Below are 16,374 nucleotides of genomic sequence, written 5' to 3'. Positions count from 1 at the left end.
TTATGCTTTGATATAATCCTTTTGACAGGATGCTGCTGGGGCGTTCGAGGCTGCACAAATTGAACCTACAAATATGACATTCGGGATTCCAATATTTGTGATATTGATACCAGGCCTTCCGCAAGGTTAAGGACGGTAGAGGTACCCGTGAGGAAACCCACCTAGCTGTTGCTAGGAGTCAAGCGTGCAGTACGGCGTTCTGGTACACCTGTCTTTTTTGTTTTTTACTTTCAGAGAACAGGTGAAATATGAAGGAGAAATGGAAAGAACAGATCAAGTGGGGGACAATGGTTTTTGTGGTCGCCGCTGCAGTGGTTGCCGTCATATTTGTTTTTGTTAATTTTGCCAAAATCAGTGGTGCGGTAGGGACACTTCTAAAGATTCTCTCACCTATCATATATGGTGCTGTGCTTGCGTATTTATTTTCTCCGATTTACAACCGGCTTCTGGATGCTTTGAAGCCAAAGCTTAAAAAATATCTGCCACGTGGGGCGGCAGCAAGAAACGTTGCCAAGGGAATTGCAACCTTTCTTTCTGTGCTGCTTCTGATCATACTGACGGTTGGACTGGTTGCGATGATTATCCCGCAGATCTATACCTCGGTCATGGATCTGGCTGTGACGCTGCCGTCCAATATGGCAGCACTCTATGCCAATGCAATGCGGGCTCTGGAGGATTATCCGGAGATCCGGGAAGGTGTACGGCAGATGTATGATATGGCATATGACTTTATCACAGGATTTACCCAGGATACCTTGCTTCCAAACATGCAGAAAATCGTTGCGTCTCTCTCGATCGGGATTTTCAGCATGTTAAACTGGTTTAAAAATATCTTTATCGGTCTCATCGTGATGATTTATCTCCTGAATATTAAGGAAGACTTTCTGGGGGCAGCACGCCGGATGATTTATGCGGTTTTGCCAAAGCGTGGAGCTGGTATGCTGATCCAGGAATTTGAGTATATCAACAAGGTGTTTGGCGGATTCATCATTGGTAAAATTATTGATTCCATCATTATCGGATTCATCTGCTTCTTTGCGCTTTCCGTCCTGCACATGCCGTATGCGATGCTGGTGTCGGTCATCGTGGGCGTAACCAATGTAATTCCGTTTTTCGGACCATTCATCGGTGCGATTCCCTCCTTTATCCTGATCCTGCTCGCAAGCCCGATACAGAGTATTTATTTTCTGATTTTTATCCTGATACTTCAGCAGTTTGATGGGAATATCCTCGGCCCCAAGATCCTCGGAAATTCTACCGGGCTTTCCAGCTTCTGGGTATTGTTTTCCATCCTCCTGTTTGGAGGGCTGTTCGGCTTTGTCGGTATGATTATCGCGGTTCCGACATGGGCAGTTATACTTAATCTCGTCGAGAGGCTTATAAATCTGCTTTTATATCGTAAGGGCATGCCATCCGCCAGGGAGGATTACCTTAAAGATACGGAGAGCCGCAGGATTGAGCCTTGATCAGGATAAGACAAGTGACATGATGCAGATAGAAATGCAATGCTGTGTGCTTCAACAGAGCCAATAACATTCATTGTAATTTGCAGATTCTTTTGTATAATAGATTCGTATTTCGATAGGGAAGACAGAAATCCCCTATTATTATAGTAAGGAGATAATTATGGCAACATTACTGGAAACATGGAGAGTACAAGCTTATGGCAACGGACTGACCAAGCCGGAGCAGGAGAAGCTTTGGAATGAATATTTTGTACTGGAAAAGGGCTTTTACGAGGAAGTACTTGCTGATCCGACACATGTTTTTGAGGGTACGGTAAAAGAACTGGCGGATCACTTTAAGATTGATGTTTTCCATTTCACAGGTGTTCTGGACGGTATCGATGATTCCCTTAAGGGCTATCACAATCCGATCGATACGATGGATGAAAACACAGTGGTTAAGATCGAAATTGATCCGGAGAAGCTGTATTACAACATGGTTGAGGCAAAGGCAAGCTGGCTCTATAAGCTGCCACAGTGGGACAGTATCCTGACCGAGGAGCGGAGACATGAGCTGTACAGAGAGCAGAAGGCATCCGGCACAGTGCGTCGTCAGGGCAAGAAGGTTTATCCTAATGATCCGTGTCCATGCGGCTCCGGTAAGAAGTACAAGAAATGCCATATGAGAATCGATGAGGAGGAAGCTCTCAAGGCATATGCCAAAGAGGTTAATGCATGAGTGAAATTCGTTACGCAGGGACCTCCCAGAGCGGAGATTATGTGATCCGGGCAACCGCGGCAGAGGGACAGGTCCGGGCATTTGCATGCTCCACCCGACATGTGGCAGAGGAGGCAAGACGGATTCATAATACAGCTCCGATCTGTACAGCAGCGCTAGGAAGGCTCATGAGCGCGGCTTTGATGATGGCTGTTGACATGAAGGGCGATAAGGACCTGCTTACGCTGACCATAAAGGGCGATGGTCCGATGAAAGGCCTTACTGTAACAGCGGACAGTCACGGACATGTTAAGGGCTTTTGCGCCAATTCCAATGTCCTGCTTCCGGCGAATGCTTCCGGCCATTTGAATGTCGGTGGTGCCATAGGCAAAGGTATGCTGTCCGTAATCAAAGACATTGGACTAAAAGAGCCATATGTCGGTCAGACACAGCTTATTTCCGGAGAAATTGCCGAGGACCTTACCTATTATTTTGCGGTTTCAGAGCAGGTTCCATCCTCTGTAGGACTTGGTGTTTTAATGGAAAAAAACAATACGGTCAAGCAGGCAGGCGGATTTATTATTCAGCTCATGCCCGGCTGTAGTGATGAAGTGATCACACAGCTTGAAAACAAGCTGAAAACCATCAAATCCGTAACGGCTATGCTGGACGAAGGCATGTCACCGGAGGAAATGCTCCAATTTATCCTTGGCGATATGAAGCTGGAAATCAATGACCGGAAGTGGGTCAGCTTTTACTGCAACTGCTCCCGGGAGGTTGTATCCAGAGCACTTATTTCTCTGGGCAGGAAGGAGCTTACAAAGCTTGCTGACGAGCATCAAAGTCAGGAAGTGAAGTGTGATTTCTGCGGCAAGGCATACCAGTTCTCACCGGAGGAGCTGAAACAGCTGCTACGGGACGCAAAATGATATAAATCTAGTATGGTATTGTGAATTAGTCTATATGCTTTTTATGCAAAGTGATGGAATCAGATTGACGTTGCATTCAATTTATGGTAATATGACTCTGTTGTAAATTCTTTTACAATTATTTTTTGGAGGTATATTCAATGAAGGGTACAGTTAAGTGGTTTAACAACCAGAAGGGTTACGGCTTTATCACGGACGAGACTGGTAAGGACGTATTCGTACACTATTCCGGACTTGTAGGAGATGGATTTAAGTCTCTGGAAGAGGGTCAGGCAGTAGAGTTCGACGTTGTAGACGGCGCTAAAGGACCACAGGCAACAAACGTAGTAAAGCTTTGATTTTTATAGTCCATTGTACCTGATTGTTAATATTATATATTGCAACAAGTTTCAAGATCTATGAAGACGAGCAGGCGGTATCCGTAAGGATATCGCCTTTTTGTAATATTAATGATTTACTTTTGCTCCCTCCAAGATTAAGATAGGAACATGAAAAATACAAAAGCTAAAATGATCAGTCTTTATGGCATGCTTCTGGCACTTTCCATGGTGCTGAGTTATGTAGAAGCAATGATTCCCGTTAACATAGGAGTGCCGGGTGTAAAGCTCGGACTTCCCAATATCGTTACTGTGATCGGTCTGTACTCGATCGGCACCGGTGCAACTATTATCATCAGCCTGTTAAGGATTTTCCTTGTGGCATTTACCTTTGGTAATGCCATGACACTCGCATATTCTCTGAGTGGCTTTGCGTTGAGCCTGGTATTCATGCTGCTTTTAAAAAAACTTGGCGGATTTTCGCGGATCGCAATCAGCGTTTCCGGTGGCGTCATGCACAATTTCGGGCAGCTCGGGTCGGCGGTGGTGCTGTTGCATTCGCAGCAGTTATTTTATTATTTCCCGGTGTTGCTTGCTGCCGGAGTCATTTCCGGTGCCGTGATCGGACTTCTCGCTGGTCTCGTTACCGAGAGGATCCGGCTGTATCTTAAAAAAATCGCCTGAGTATTGTTATATTGCAAAAATCTGCTGGAATGTTAGAGACAATAAATAATGGAAAGAAAATATATAAAAATTCGTGGCGCAAGTGAGCATAATCTGAAGCATATTGATGTAGATATTCCGAGAGGCGAGCTAGTTGTACTGACAGGACTCTCCGGATCGGGTAAATCTTCCCTGGCGTTTGATACCATTTACGCGGAGGGACAACGGCGATATATGCAGTCGCTGAGCTCCTATGCGCGTCAGTTTCTGGGACAAATGGAGAAGCCCAAGGTGGATCTTATCGAGGGCTTGTCGCCTGCGATCTCTATTGATCAGAAATCTACGAACCGGAATCCTCGCTCTACGGTAGGTACCGTTACGGAAATCTATGATTACATGCGCCTTTTGTTTGCAAGGATCGGAACTCCGCACTGCCCGAAATGCGGCAGAGTCATTCGCCGGCAGACGGTGGATGAGATGGTGGATCAGCTTCTGAAGCTTCCGGAGGGGACTCGTATCCAGCTTTTGGCACCAATTGTCCGTGGCAAAAAAGGTATGCACGAAAAGGTGCTGAACAGTGCCAGGCGCTCCGGATATGTCCGTGTGCGGATTGATGGGAATTTATATGAGCTTTCCGAGGAAATTCATCTTGAGAAAAATATCCGGCATACCATTGAGATCGTTGTAGACCGTCTGGTGATCCGGGAGGGAATCGAGAAACGGCTTGCAGAATCTATTGAGCAGGTGGTAGAGCTGGCAGATGGTCTTATGACTGTGGATGTTATCGGTGGAGAACCGATCAATATGTCCACCAGCTTTTCCTGCCCATACTGCGGGATCAGCATTGACGAGATTGAACCGAGAAGCTTTTCCTTTAACAATCCCTTTGGAGCATGCCCTGACTGCTTTGGTATTGGCTACAAGATGGAATTTGATCTGGATCTGATGATTCCGGATCGGAGTCTGAGCTTAAATCAGGGAGCAATTTCTGTGATCGGCTGGATGAACTCCAAGGACGAAGGAAGCTTTACGCATGCAATGCTGGAAGCTCTTGCAGAAACCTATAAGTTCAGTCTTGATACCCCGTATCAGGACCTGCCTGCTTCTGTCAGGGAGATCATCGAGCATGGAACACACGGAGAAAAGGTGACAGTGCACTATGCGTCTCAGTTCGGAAAAGGAAATATTCATCATGTGGCATTTGAAGGATTAATAGACAATGTCAGCCGCAGATACCGGGAATGCTTCTCGGACAAGATGAAAGCGGAATATGAGCAGTTTATGCGCATCACTCCCTGTGCAACCTGTCATGGGGCACGACTTAAGGCTTCCAGTCTTGCGGTCACGGTAGGAGATAAAAACATCAATGAAGCGACCCTGATGCCGATCGACCAGTTTTACAGCTGGATTTCCGGGATTCCTCTTACAGAAATGCAGCAGAAAATCGGCGCAGAGGTTATTAAGGAAATAAAGGCACGCAGCCGCTTTATGCTGGATGTGGGACTGGACTATCTTACACTTGCAAGAGCGGCAGGCACCTTGTCGGGAGGTGAGGCGCAGCGGATCCGGCTGGCAACGCAGATTGGTTCCGGGCTTGTTGGCGTTGCTTATATCCTGGATGAACCTAGTATCGGCCTACATCAGAGGGATAATGATCGTCTGATTGCAACACTGAAGCGGCTGAGGGATCTGGGTAATTCTGTACTTGTAGTTGAGCATGACGAGGATACCATGCGAGCAGCTGATTACATTGTGGATATCGGACCGGGAGCGGGTGAGCACGGCGGCGAGGTTGTGGCTTGCGGTACGGTAGATGATATCATGAAGGCTCCGAGAAGCATCACAGGTCAGTATTTAAGCGGCGTAAAAAAAATCAGTGTACCTAAGGTCAGGAGACAGCCAAATGGTTGGATCAAGGTATTAGGAGCCAGAGAAAACAATCTTAAAGACATTGATGTGGAATTTCCACTTGGTGTATTTACCTGCGTTACCGGAGTATCGGGTTCCGGAAAATCCTCTCTTGTGAATGAAATATTGTATAAGGCGCTCGCTAAAAAACTGAATCGTGCAAGGACGATCCCGGGGCAGCATAAAGGCATCGAGGGCATCGAGCGGTTGGATAAGGTGATTAACATTGATCAGAGTCCAATCGGCAGAACACCTCGGTCTAATCCGGCGACCTATACCGGCGTTTTTGATATGATCCGGGATCTTTTTGCTACAACCCCGGATGCCAAAGCACGTGGATATACCAAGGGACGTTTTTCCTTTAACGTTAAGGGAGGCCGTTGTGAGGCATGCTCCGGAGACGGCATTGTCAAAATTGAAATGAATTTCCTGCCGGATGTATATGTTCCCTGCGAGGTGTGCGGTGGAAAGCGCTATAACCGGGAAACTCTGGAGGTAAAGTATAAAGGCAAAAGCATCTATGATGTGCTTAATATGACTGTAGAAGAAGCACTTACATTTTTTGAAAACATTCCCTCGATTACACGGAAAATTCAGACGCTGTATGATGTCGGACTCGGATATGTGCGTCTGGGGCAGCCAAGTACCGAGCTTTCCGGAGGTGAGGCGCAGAGAATCAAGCTTGCAACAGAATTGAGCCGCCGGGGTACAGGCAGAACCATTTATATCCTTGATGAGCCGACAACCGGACTTCATTTTGCGGATGTGCATCGCCTGGTGGAAATGCTGGATCGTCTTGCGGAAAATGGCAATACGGTCGTTGTCATTGAGCATAATCTGGATGTGATTAAATGTGCTGACTATATCATTGATATGGGACCAGAGGGTGGAAATAAAGGAGGAACTGTGATTGCCAGGGGCACGCCGGAGGAAATTGCAGAGGTTCCGGCATCGTATACCGGAAAATACCTTAAAAAATATCTGGCGCAGTGATCAGAATGAAACCAAAAGACAGACGAAACCCGGTAGTTGATGGTATCGTCTGTCTTGTTTTGTCAAATTATTTTGATACGCATTTCTGATGCAAATTTCTGATCCGCTTTTTCTAATGTACAGATTCTAATAGAACGGTAATGTACGTGGATTTGGTGTGGCTTACGAAATTTATGGCGCTTACGTCAGGCTTTTATGCTTGTGCTCGTAATCTCGGGTCGCATCGGCAAGAGCGCGGCCAAGTCCCATATAGTACTCATCATCGGCGGCAAGCCGGCGTGAATGCTTCCGATTGTAGTTGCCCTCAAGAATATCATTTGGAGTCACCATCAGCGCGTCGCTCAGCAGCAGTATGGTTTCAATTGTTGTATGGATCTGGGCGGTTTCAATATGCGAAATGGTGCTGAAGCCCAGACCGCAGAGATCTGCAAGCTCCTTCTGTGTCAGCTGCCGGCGCTTACGGATATTACGTACGGTTCTGCCGAGCAGTGTCCAGTCGATAGGATAGGAAGCATTACTTTTTTTGGTTGTTACATCGTTTTCACTCATAGAAAATACCTCGTTTTTTGATTTATATACCCATATTCTATAAGATTTTAAGGATAAAAGCTATCCTTTTAAAAGACGTTTCCTAAAAATTTAATTTTTGTTTTATTTGTTGATCATTTACAGATGCCTCAAAGTTTGTTAATATCAATTCATCAGGGCTTGTACCGGTTTCGACGGGGACGATGCAGCTTTAGAAGCTATCCGAAAGACAGTAGCGTTAAACTTCAAACCTAAATATAAACGCTAACGATAATTTAGCATACGCAGCCTAAGCGCTGCGAGTCAGCCTTAAGGCACTCACACTTTAAGAATCTGGCTTTGACTATGTGAGAAACGACGGATCCAGTTCCTCCTGGCTCCGGGCGTATCAGAGGATACCGGTCGGTAAAAGACGTGCGCATCTTTTATCGGTGGGGAAGCTTCAAAGCGTACTATGATAGTAGAAGGAAAGGGAATTTGTTTTCGGACATGGGTTCGACTCCCATCAGGTCCACTCTGTGAACCGTACTCGAACACTTTGTGTTCAAGTACGGTTTTGTTATGTCCATGAATGAGAAATGGCTTAAAACCGTTAGGAACGTTGATTTTCCTTAGGTTTTCAGCCATTTTTTGTGCTATGATTTATAACTCTTTATAACCTCAAAATGCCATTTTATAAAAGAAATTACGCACGAAATTACGCACGGATTTTTGCAATCATACAAGCTTAGATATTCTATCCGCAAAATCCAGCTTAACCTTTTCTGACTCTTTTTAGGTTGATACTTAGTTTGAATTTTATTTATGTCCCAAATCTCTGCGGAATGTGATACACTTAACTTTGTTTTATTGATACAGGATCTGTTTTGATGGCCAAACTACCAGACTGTATCTGACAAGAAAACAAGGAGGCTAAGGTATGGAAAGATTTTTTAAACTCAAGGAGAAGGGAACGGATGTAAGGACAGAAGTCATGGCGGGATTAACCACATTTATGACCATGGCATATATCCTTGCAGTTAATCCGGCAATTCTCGGCACGACAGGGATGGATTCCGGCGCAGTTTTTACTGCTACAGCTGTGGCATCGGCGATTGCTTCATTTTGTATGGCTCTGTTTGCCAATCTGCCGTTTGTCCTTTCTGCAGGCATGGGACTGAATGCATATTTTGCATATACGGTTGTTGCCGGCATGGGATATTCCTGGGAGCTTGCGCTGACGGCAGTATTTGCAGAAGGTATCATTTTTATACTGCTTTCACTCACCAATGTCCGTGAGGCTATTTTTAATGCAATTCCGGCAACCTTAAAATATGGAGTATCGGTAGGTATCGGACTCTTTATCTGCTTTATTGGTCTGCAGAATGCCCATATCGCAGTGGACAGCTCTACGCTGGTTACCATTTTTTCTTTTAACAATTCCATTAAAAACGGAACCTTCCAGTCCGAGGGTATTACCGTAGTACTTGCGCTGCTTGGTATTCTGATCACCGGCTATCTTGTAATCCGTGGGGTTAAGGGTAATATGCTGATCGGAATCTTTGCAACCTGGCTGCTTGGCATTATCTGTCAGATCGCGGGGCTTTATGTACCGGATCCGGATCATGGATTTTACAGTCTGATTCCAAGCGGTATTTTATCCGCACCGGCATCACTGGCACCAACATTTTTAAAATTTGATTTTGCGTCAGCGTTTGCGCATCCACTGGATTTTTTCTCAATTCTTTTTGCGTTTCTGTTTGTAGATGTGTTTGATACTCTGGGTACGTTAATTGGATGCGCTTCCAAGGCAGACATGCTGGATGAGGATGGTAAGCTGCCGGAAATCAAGGGCGCATTGCTGGCAGATTCTATAGGTACAGTTGTTGGCTCCTGCCTTGGAACCTCAACCATTACTACCTTTGTAGAGTCCTCTGCAGGTATTACGGAAGGCGGCCGCAGTGGTCTTACGGCAGTGGTATCCGGTATCTTTTTCCTGCTGGCATTGTTCTTCTCACCGATTTTCCTGGCAATACCATCCTTTGCGACAGCACCGGCACTTGTGATTGTAGGTTTCCTGATGATCCAGCAGGTAGTCAAGGTTCAGTGGGATGATCTGCTTGAAGCAATACCAGCATATGTAGCAATTTTTGCGATGCCATTTCTGTATTCAATTTCCGAGGGTATTTCACTTGGAATCATTTCTTATGTGATTCTCCATGTTGCTGCAGGAAAGTCCAAAGAAGTTACGCCTCTGATGTATGTGCTTGCTGTTCTGTTTATCTTAAAATATATTGCGCTGTAAAATAGACATGCGGATATACGGATGCTGCATTTGGGGAGACATTCAATGTATTACAAAGGGAATGTCTGTATTTTTTCTTGCGTATCCGACGAGCTGTGCATATAATGATGGCAGCGTGAAAACAATTACTTTGAGAATGGAGGAAACATGGCGAGAGAACTAGTTGCTGTACTTGACTTTGGCGGCCAGTACAACCAGCTGATTGCCAGACGGGTCCGGGATCAGGGTGTGTATGCGGAGGTATATGCATCCTCCATCGGGCTGGATAAAATCCGTGAAATGAAGCCTAAGGGAATTATCTTCACGGGAGGACCGCAATCGGTCTATAAGAAGGAATCCCAGCATATTGATCCGGAGATTTTTAATCTCGGTATACCGATTCTGGGAATCTGCTATGGTGCTCAGCTGATTGCGTATGAGCTGGGAGGACAGGTTAAAACAGCACCTGTTTCCGAATATGGCAGGACTGAGGTTTTCGTTGACGACCATGACAGTGTTTGCCAAGAGGTATCGGACAAGACCATTATGTGGATGTCACATACCGATTATATTTCAGAGGTACCGGAAGGCTTTAAAATCATAGCGCACACTGCAAATTGTCCTGTTGCGGCAATGGAAAACCAGACGAAACGGATTTACGCAGTTCAGTTTCATCCGGAGGTTCAGCATTCCGTTGAGGGAAATAAGATATTTCATCATTTTCTGTACGATGTCTGCGGCTGTGCTGGAGACTGGAAGATTGAGACATTTGTACAGGACAAAATCGAGGAGATCCGTAACGAGGTAGGAGATGGCAAGGTGCTGCTCGCTCTGTCCGGTGGTGTGGATTCCTCTGTAGCTGCGACGTTGATGGCCAAGGCAATTGGCAAGCAGCTGACCTGTGTATTTGTAGATCATGGACTTCTGCGTAAAAATGAAGGAGATGAGGTTGAAGCAATCTTCGGTCCGCACGGACAGTATGAGCTCAACTTCATTTGCGTAAATGCAGGACCCGAGTACTTTGAAAAGCTGAAAGGTGTTACGGAGCCTGAGCAGAAGCGTAAGATTATCGGAGAGCAGTTCATCCGCGTGTTTGAGCGGGAAGCAAAGCAGATTGGTGCGGTGGATTTCCTTTGTCAGGGCACGATTTATCCCGATGTTGTGGAGTCGGGTCTGGGACATGGAGCCAAGATCAAGTCACATCATAATGTGGGTGGTCTTCCTAAGGATATTGAATTTAAAGAGATCATTGAACCGCTGAGACTTCTCTTTAAGGATGAGGTGCGACGGGTTGGTCTGCAGCTAGGGCTTCCGGAATATCTTGTTTATCGACAGCCATTCCCGGGACCGGGACTTGGGGTGCGTATCATTGGAGAAGTGACTCCGGAGAAGGTGCGGATTACCCAGGATGCAGATGCGATCTACCGTGAGGAAATTGCAAACGCAGGGCTGGACCGGAAGATCAGTCAGTATTTTGCGGCGCTGACCAATGTGCGTTCCGTTGGCGTTATGGGTGATTTCCGTACATACGATTATGCGGTTGTTCTGCGCGCAGTTGAAACAGATGATTTCATGACTGCAGAAGTGACCAATATTCCGTTTGAAGTATTGGAAAAGTGCATGAACCGCATCATCAATGAGGTGAAGGGCGTCAATCGTGTATTCTACGATCTGACGAGTAAACCGCCAGGGACAATCGAGTTCGAATAAATATTGAAAGTCCGGAAACCAGTATAAACACTGGGCTTCCGGACTTTTTCTATGTCTCGTGAGTACATTTTGAGTACACTTTTCAAAATTATTCCGTTTCAGAGTTGGCATCATCGCCGTGATCACAGGTCTTATCCAGTTTCTTCTGAGACGCCTGCAGGTCCAGCTCGATCTGCTCCAGCATCTCCCGAAAATCATCAGCGACATATTTCTCATCTTCAGAAGAATTTCCTTTTGTCAGCAGCTCCTGATCCTTCAGATATCCTTCACGGTATAAACCTTCCCAACGAATAAAATCAGACAGGACAGATGAATCTGTCACTTTTAGTGCTGGCAGCATATTCCTATTCTCATCTTCCTGACCAGCCACAGCAAAATACTGCGAGAGTACCGGGAGCAGGCGGATGCAGCATTGCTCTTCTTTGAAGGCACCATATCTGTCTTTCGGACCATCAACCTGAATCAGTCCGGCTTTATAAGCAGTCATCAATAATCCCATCAGATCTCCGCGTGTTTCCAGACGGAAAGCGCTCTGATCCATTCCATAGATCGCACTGAAGTTTACGTTCAATGCAGCTGCAATCTTCTCGACCTGAGGAGGGAGCGGCTGCATTTTATTTGTCTCGTATTTTCGGATGGAAACAGGATGGATTCCTGTCAATTCTGCAAGTTCTCCCTGTGTAATACCCCGCTGTTTGCGGTAATATTTTATTTTTTCGCCGATTGTCATCGTATGTAATTCCCCTCTTCTTTTCGTATTCCGTACATATGCCTGGTCCATATAGGATCGGGATATATCTGTCACTACATAAAACATATCACAAACATAGCGACTTGGCTACAAAATTTCCGTTAAGACATTGACGTAGCGAGAACGCTACAATATAATGAATGTAGCTAGTAAGCTACAAAACAACAGGAGGAGAAAACACATGAGATCGGAAATGAATTTTGTGACAGCGGAACAGCTCGCAGAGATAATGGGAATTTCCAAAGGGCACGCCTACAAGATTATTCACGTGCTGAATGAAGAACTGCAGACCAAAGGATTCCTGACAGTATCCGGAAGAGTGCCCCGCAAGTATCTGGAAAAACGATGCTATGGAATCGAGGAGGTGACCACCTGATGAAACCTGAAAAAGACAAGAAGACAGGAAAATGGCTGATTCAATATCGCTATCGTGACTGGACGGGAAAGCTCAGAAAGAGCATGAAGAGGGGATTTAACACGAGAAGGGAAGCCGAGGAATGGCTTCGGAATTTCCTGCTGAAGCAGCAGAGTAATTTCGACATGAGGTTTAAGGACTTCGCGGATCTGTACTTCAAGGATATGGAAGCGCGGCTCAGGGAGCACACCATGATCAATAAGCACTACATTATGGATGACAAGGTGCTTCCGTATTTCGGAGAAAAGAAAATGAATGAGATAACTCCGGCTGATATTCGCAAATGGCAGACGGAACTCATCAATAAGGGATATTCCAAGACGTATCTGAAGACCATCAATAACCAGCTCAGCGCAATCTTCAATTTCGCGGTCCGCTATTACGGACTGAAGAATAATCCGTGCAGGACCGCGGGCAGTATGGGGAAAAGCAAGGCTGGTGAGATGAGCTTCTGGACCAAAGAGGAATTCAATGCATTTGCCGACTGCGTTATCGATAAGCGGGAATCCTGGCTGGGATTTCAGATTCTGTTCTGGACCGGGATGCGGATCGGGGAACTGCTGGCGCTGGAAATCAATGATGTAAATCTGCAGACCAGAGTGATCTCTGTTACAAAATCCTATCAACGGCTAAGAGGAAAAGACATTATTACACCGCCCAAGACACCGAAGAGCATCCGTGACATCACAATCCCTGAATTCCTGGTAGAGGATATCCGCGATTATCTGGAAGACCGTTATGATCCGGATCCGGATGAACCTCTGATCCCCGTTACCAAGACTTTTCTGGAAAAGGAGTTGCAGCGCGGGATTAAGGCCAGCGGAGTAAAGAAGATTCGGCTTCATGATTTAAGGCACAGTCACGCAAGCCTTCTGATTGAACTTGGTTTCTCACCGAAGGAGATAGCGGACAGGCTCGGACATGAAAAGATCGAAACGACCCTGAATACGTATTCCCATCTGTATCCCAACAAGCAGGCGAAAATCGCAGAACGGCTCGATCGTTTCGGCAGGGAGGAGGAATAAAAATGAGCTGTGAAAACAAGGACAGAAAAAGAAACCGGATTCTGAATTTTCGGGTTTCGGAAGAGGAACTTCGCCTGATTGATGCAAAAGTCGCAGTCAGCGGACTGGCCAAGGGTGATTACTTCATCAGGATGCTCTATGGAGAGACGGTTGTGATCCGCGCAGGCAAATATCAGAGCGACCGTTTGGCCGTGGAACTGAAAAAACTCCGGACAGCACTGGAGAAGGTATCGGATCTGGAAGAAATACGTGACGCAGTTGAAAGGTGCAGTGCTCTTGTGGAAGAAATGATCCGCATCAGTACCAAAACACCGGACAAGGATAATTCGCATGGGAAATCCTGAAAAAGTAAAAAGAACTGCCCCGAAATCAGCTGGTGGCACAGCTGAGGGGCGGTTCCGATCAAAAAATGACAGTCATAGTATAGCGAACCAAAGAAGCAGCGACAATATTTTTCAGACAATAAAAAGCAAAATAACCACAAGAGAGGCGGCAGAATTTTACGGGCTGAAGGTTGGAAGAAACGGGATGGCGTGTTGCCCGTTTCATCCGGATCGTAATCCAAGTTTGAAGGTGGATGAACGGTTTCACTGTTTCGGATGCGGAGCAGATGGCGATGTGATTGACTACGCGGCAAAGCTGTTTCATCTGACCAATATTGAGGCAGCCAGAAAACTGGCAGGAGATTTTGAAATTCACATATCAGAAAAAACATTTCGGCCAATACGATCCCCGGCGGCAAAGCAAAGACAGACAGATTGCAGAGTCAATGAGAAATTCGAAAGGTGGCGGTCCTGGGCGATCAGTGTCTTGACGATGTATGTGAACAGTATGCAGGGTTGGAAAGAACGATTTGCCCCGAAATCCGAATCGGAGGAGTGGAATCCGCTGTTCGTGGAATCCCTCAGCAATCTCGACGCATATAACTATTTTCTGGACGTTCTCTATTACGGATCAGATGCGGAACAGAGAGGATTCTTTCTTGAAATGAAGGAGGTCATCAGAAATCTTGAAAGACGAGAACAAAAATGGAACAGAGAATCTGCAGCTCGAAGACCTGCTTGATCAGGAGTTGCAGAATGCAGGGAAACTATCCGTGGAAGATGTCGTAAAGGAACTGGAACAGACCGAAAAGGGACAGACGAGACAGTCCATTCAGAACTGTGTGACGGTGCTTCAGAAGGATCCGGTCCTTGCTGGCAGTATCCGCCGGAACGAGCTGACCGACAAGACAGAGATCGTAAAGGATGTCGGCTGGAAACGCCGGGGAGAAGCAATCACAGATACAGATGTCAATCAGATCCGGCTTTATCTGGAAAACCATTACGGACTGACGAGGGAAAAGCAGATCCGTGCAGCACTGGATATTGTCAGCAGTGAGAATTCCTTTCATCCGATCCGGGACTACCTGAACACATTGGAATGGGATGGCGTGGAACGGATCCGTCATCTGCTTTCGAAATACCTTGGTGCAGAGGAAAGTGATTACGTCTATGAAATGACAAAGCTGATGATGCTCGGAGCGATCAGCAGAGCATTTCGTCCCGGCTGTAAATTTGAAATCATGTTGTGTCTCGTCGGCGGGCAGGGAGCTGGAAAGTCAACGCTTCTTAGATTCCTGGCAATTCGTGACGAATGGTTCACCGATGATCTTCGGAGACTGGATGATGACAATGTCTATCGGAAAATGCAGGGTCACTGGTTCATCGAGATGGCGGAAATGCTGGCGACCACCAGCGCCAAGAGCATTGAACTCATCAAATCATTTCTGAGCAGGACAAAAGAAACATATAAGATTCCGTACGAGGTTCATCCGGAAGACCGGCCGCGGCAGTGTGTCTTTCTAGGGACATCCAACAACGTGAATTTCCTACCGTACGACAAGACAGGGAACCGGCGATTTGCCCCGGTGCAGATTGATGCGAGTCGTGCAGAACATCATCCGCTCGAAAATGAGCAGGAATGCCGTCAATATATTATCGACTGCTGGGCAGAGGCAATGACCATTTATCGAAGCGGAGATTTCAAGCTGACATTTCCGAAGGAGATGGAGGAAACCGTCAGGGCTATGCAGATGGAATATATGCCGGACGATTCCACATTCGGTGTGATTCAACATTTTCTTGACACATTCAGCGGAAACGAAGTGTGTGCCATTCAGATCTATGAAGAGGCATTTGGCCAGACCTATGATCCGAGAAACCGCAGCGTTCTGCAGCCAATTTCCAATACGATGAATGCAGGTATGCCGGGCTGGAGCACGAAAACAAAATCCCACAGATTTGCGAATTATGGGACACAGAGAGCATGGATCAGACTGACAGAGGAAGAAGGATTCATGCAGGTGCCGGATAATGCAGACATTCCTTTCTGAGAGACGATGAAATTGTAAACGAGTAAACGTAAACGAGATAAAATAGATATTTTTTGCTTCGTTTACAGTTTACGTTTACAAATCTGATTGAAGAAGCAGACGAACAGATGCAAAGAAAAAAGCAATGCCGGAAACGGCAATCAGAAATCAAAATTCACGCCGGATAAGGCGATAATCCGGCGACAGTCGAAAGAAAAATCATACAAGTTCAGATCAGAAACATTTCAAAGCTCATACAAGGAACAAATCAGAAGAGCCCTCGGCGACTGAGAGCGAAATACTCCCTTTGCACAAACCTGCGGTCTATGCAAAGAATTTCGTCCTCCGGAGGCCCT

At 46.1% G+C, this 16,374-nt stretch carries 15 protein-coding genes and 2 other RNA genes; 15 read left to right on the top strand and 2 right to left on the bottom strand.

Annotated features, from left to right (window positions below; all coding sequences use genetic code 11):
• The first annotated feature begins 29 nt into the window (after nt 1–29).
• The 7 genes from ssrS to uvrA all read left to right on the top strand — a co-directional run bounded on the left by ssrS (nt 30) and on the right by uvrA (nt 6,973).
• A non-coding RNA gene (gene ssrS, locus ACTNEN_RS09435) (6S RNA) lies at nt 30–210 on the top strand.
• 38 nt (nt 211–248) lie between these two features.
• Entirely contained in the window at nt 249–1,466 is a 1,218-nt protein-coding gene (locus tag ACTNEN_RS09430; protein ID WP_441206051.1) for an AI-2E family transporter, read from the top strand.
• 160 nt (nt 1,467–1,626) lie between these two features.
• Nucleotides 1,627–2,184, top strand: coding sequence for an SEC-C metal-binding domain-containing protein (locus tag ACTNEN_RS09425; RefSeq protein WP_441206049.1), 558 nt, complete (start codon nt 1,627–1,629; stop codon nt 2,182–2,184).
• Entirely contained in the window at nt 2,181–3,092 is a 912-nt protein-coding gene (gene hslO, locus ACTNEN_RS09420) for an Hsp33 family molecular chaperone HslO (protein ID WP_441206047.1), read from the top strand. Before ACTNEN_RS09425 ends, hslO begins: the two co-directional genes overlap by 4 nt.
• 140 nt (nt 3,093–3,232) lie before the next feature.
• Complete coding sequence (locus ACTNEN_RS09415; protein ID WP_441206046.1) at nt 3,233–3,430, top strand: cold-shock protein; 198 nt, start codon at nt 3,233–3,235, stop codon at nt 3,428–3,430.
• 150 nt (nt 3,431–3,580) lie between these two features.
• Nucleotides 3,581–4,093, top strand: a complete 513-nt coding sequence (locus ACTNEN_RS09410; protein ID WP_441206045.1) for a Gx transporter family protein — start codon at nt 3,581–3,583, stop codon at nt 4,091–4,093.
• Nucleotides 4,094–4,141: 48 nt separating this feature from the next.
• Nucleotides 4,142–6,973, top strand: coding sequence for an excinuclease ABC subunit UvrA (gene uvrA, locus ACTNEN_RS09405; RefSeq protein WP_441206043.1), 2,832 nt, complete (start codon nt 4,142–4,144; stop codon nt 6,971–6,973).
• 180 nt (nt 6,974–7,153) lie between these two features.
• Here uvrA and ACTNEN_RS09400 read toward each other — a convergent pair whose 3' ends face one another.
• The gene (locus ACTNEN_RS09400) at nt 7,154–7,522 is read right to left on the bottom strand and encodes a helix-turn-helix domain-containing protein (RefSeq protein ID WP_441206042.1); all 369 of its coding nucleotides are present in this window, start codon (nt 7,520–7,522) and stop codon (nt 7,154–7,156) included.
• A gap of 155 nt (nt 7,523–7,677) precedes the next feature.
• Here ACTNEN_RS09400 and ssrA point away from each other — a divergent pair.
• From ssrA to guaA, 3 genes are all read left to right on the top strand, one after another.
• Nucleotides 7,678–8,018: a transfer-messenger RNA gene (gene ssrA, locus ACTNEN_RS09395) on the top strand.
• Between the two features lie 402 nt (nt 8,019–8,420).
• Nucleotides 8,421–9,785, top strand: a complete 1,365-nt coding sequence (locus tag ACTNEN_RS09390; protein ID WP_441206041.1) for an NCS2 family permease — start codon at nt 8,421–8,423, stop codon at nt 9,783–9,785.
• Nucleotides 9,786–9,932: 147 nt separating this feature from the next.
• Nucleotides 9,933–11,474 carry a glutamine-hydrolyzing GMP synthase gene (guaA, locus tag ACTNEN_RS09385; protein WP_441206040.1) on the top strand — a complete coding sequence of 514 codons (1,542 nt, stop codon included), beginning with the start codon at nt 9,933–9,935 and terminating at the stop codon, nt 11,472–11,474.
• Nucleotides 11,475–11,562: 88 nt separating this feature from the next.
• On the opposite strand, the gene ACTNEN_RS09380 is transcribed toward guaA, so the two are convergent.
• Entirely contained in the window at nt 11,563–12,204 is a 642-nt protein-coding gene (locus tag ACTNEN_RS09380; RefSeq protein WP_441084581.1) for a helix-turn-helix domain-containing protein, read from the bottom strand.
• A 202-nt stretch (nt 12,205–12,406) separates the two neighbouring features.
• On the opposite strand from ACTNEN_RS09380, the gene ACTNEN_RS09375 reads away from it, so the two are divergent.
• The 5 genes from ACTNEN_RS09375 to ACTNEN_RS09355 are packed head-to-tail and all read left to right on the top strand — an operon-like array spanning nt 12,407 to nt 16,039.
• A complete protein-coding gene (locus ACTNEN_RS09375) occupies nt 12,407–12,601 on the top strand; it encodes an ICEBs1 excisionase (RefSeq protein WP_235986279.1) in 195 nt (64 codons plus the stop codon).
• On the top strand, nt 12,601–13,665 hold the full coding sequence (locus tag ACTNEN_RS09370) for a tyrosine-type recombinase/integrase (protein WP_441206037.1): 1,065 nt from the start codon (nt 12,601–12,603) through the stop codon (nt 13,663–13,665). The genes ACTNEN_RS09375 and ACTNEN_RS09370 overlap by 1 nt, the downstream gene beginning before the upstream one ends.
• Before the next feature lie 2 nt (nt 13,666–13,667).
• Entirely contained in the window at nt 13,668–14,009 is a 342-nt protein-coding gene (locus tag ACTNEN_RS09365; RefSeq protein WP_194611358.1) for a plasmid mobilization protein, read from the top strand.
• Complete coding sequence (locus ACTNEN_RS09360; protein WP_441084583.1) at nt 13,996–14,730, top strand: CHC2 zinc finger domain-containing protein; 735 nt, start codon at nt 13,996–13,998, stop codon at nt 14,728–14,730. The genes ACTNEN_RS09365 and ACTNEN_RS09360 overlap by 14 nt, the downstream gene beginning before the upstream one ends.
• A gap of 7 nt (nt 14,731–14,737) precedes the next feature.
• On the top strand, nt 14,738–16,039 hold the full coding sequence (locus ACTNEN_RS09355) for a VapE domain-containing protein (RefSeq protein ID WP_441206207.1): 1,302 nt from the start codon (nt 14,738–14,740) through the stop codon (nt 16,037–16,039).
• The last annotated feature ends 335 nt before the right edge of the window (nt 16,040–16,374 follow it).

It is taken from the genome of Oribacterium sp. HCP28S3_H8 (genome assembly GCF_052064775.1).
In the GTDB taxonomy this organism is placed as follows: Bacteria; Bacillota; Clostridia; order Lachnospirales; family Lachnospiraceae; genus Oribacterium.
Note: the sequence above shows the minus strand (reverse complement) of the source record. Positions and strands in the feature narration are given on the sequence as shown.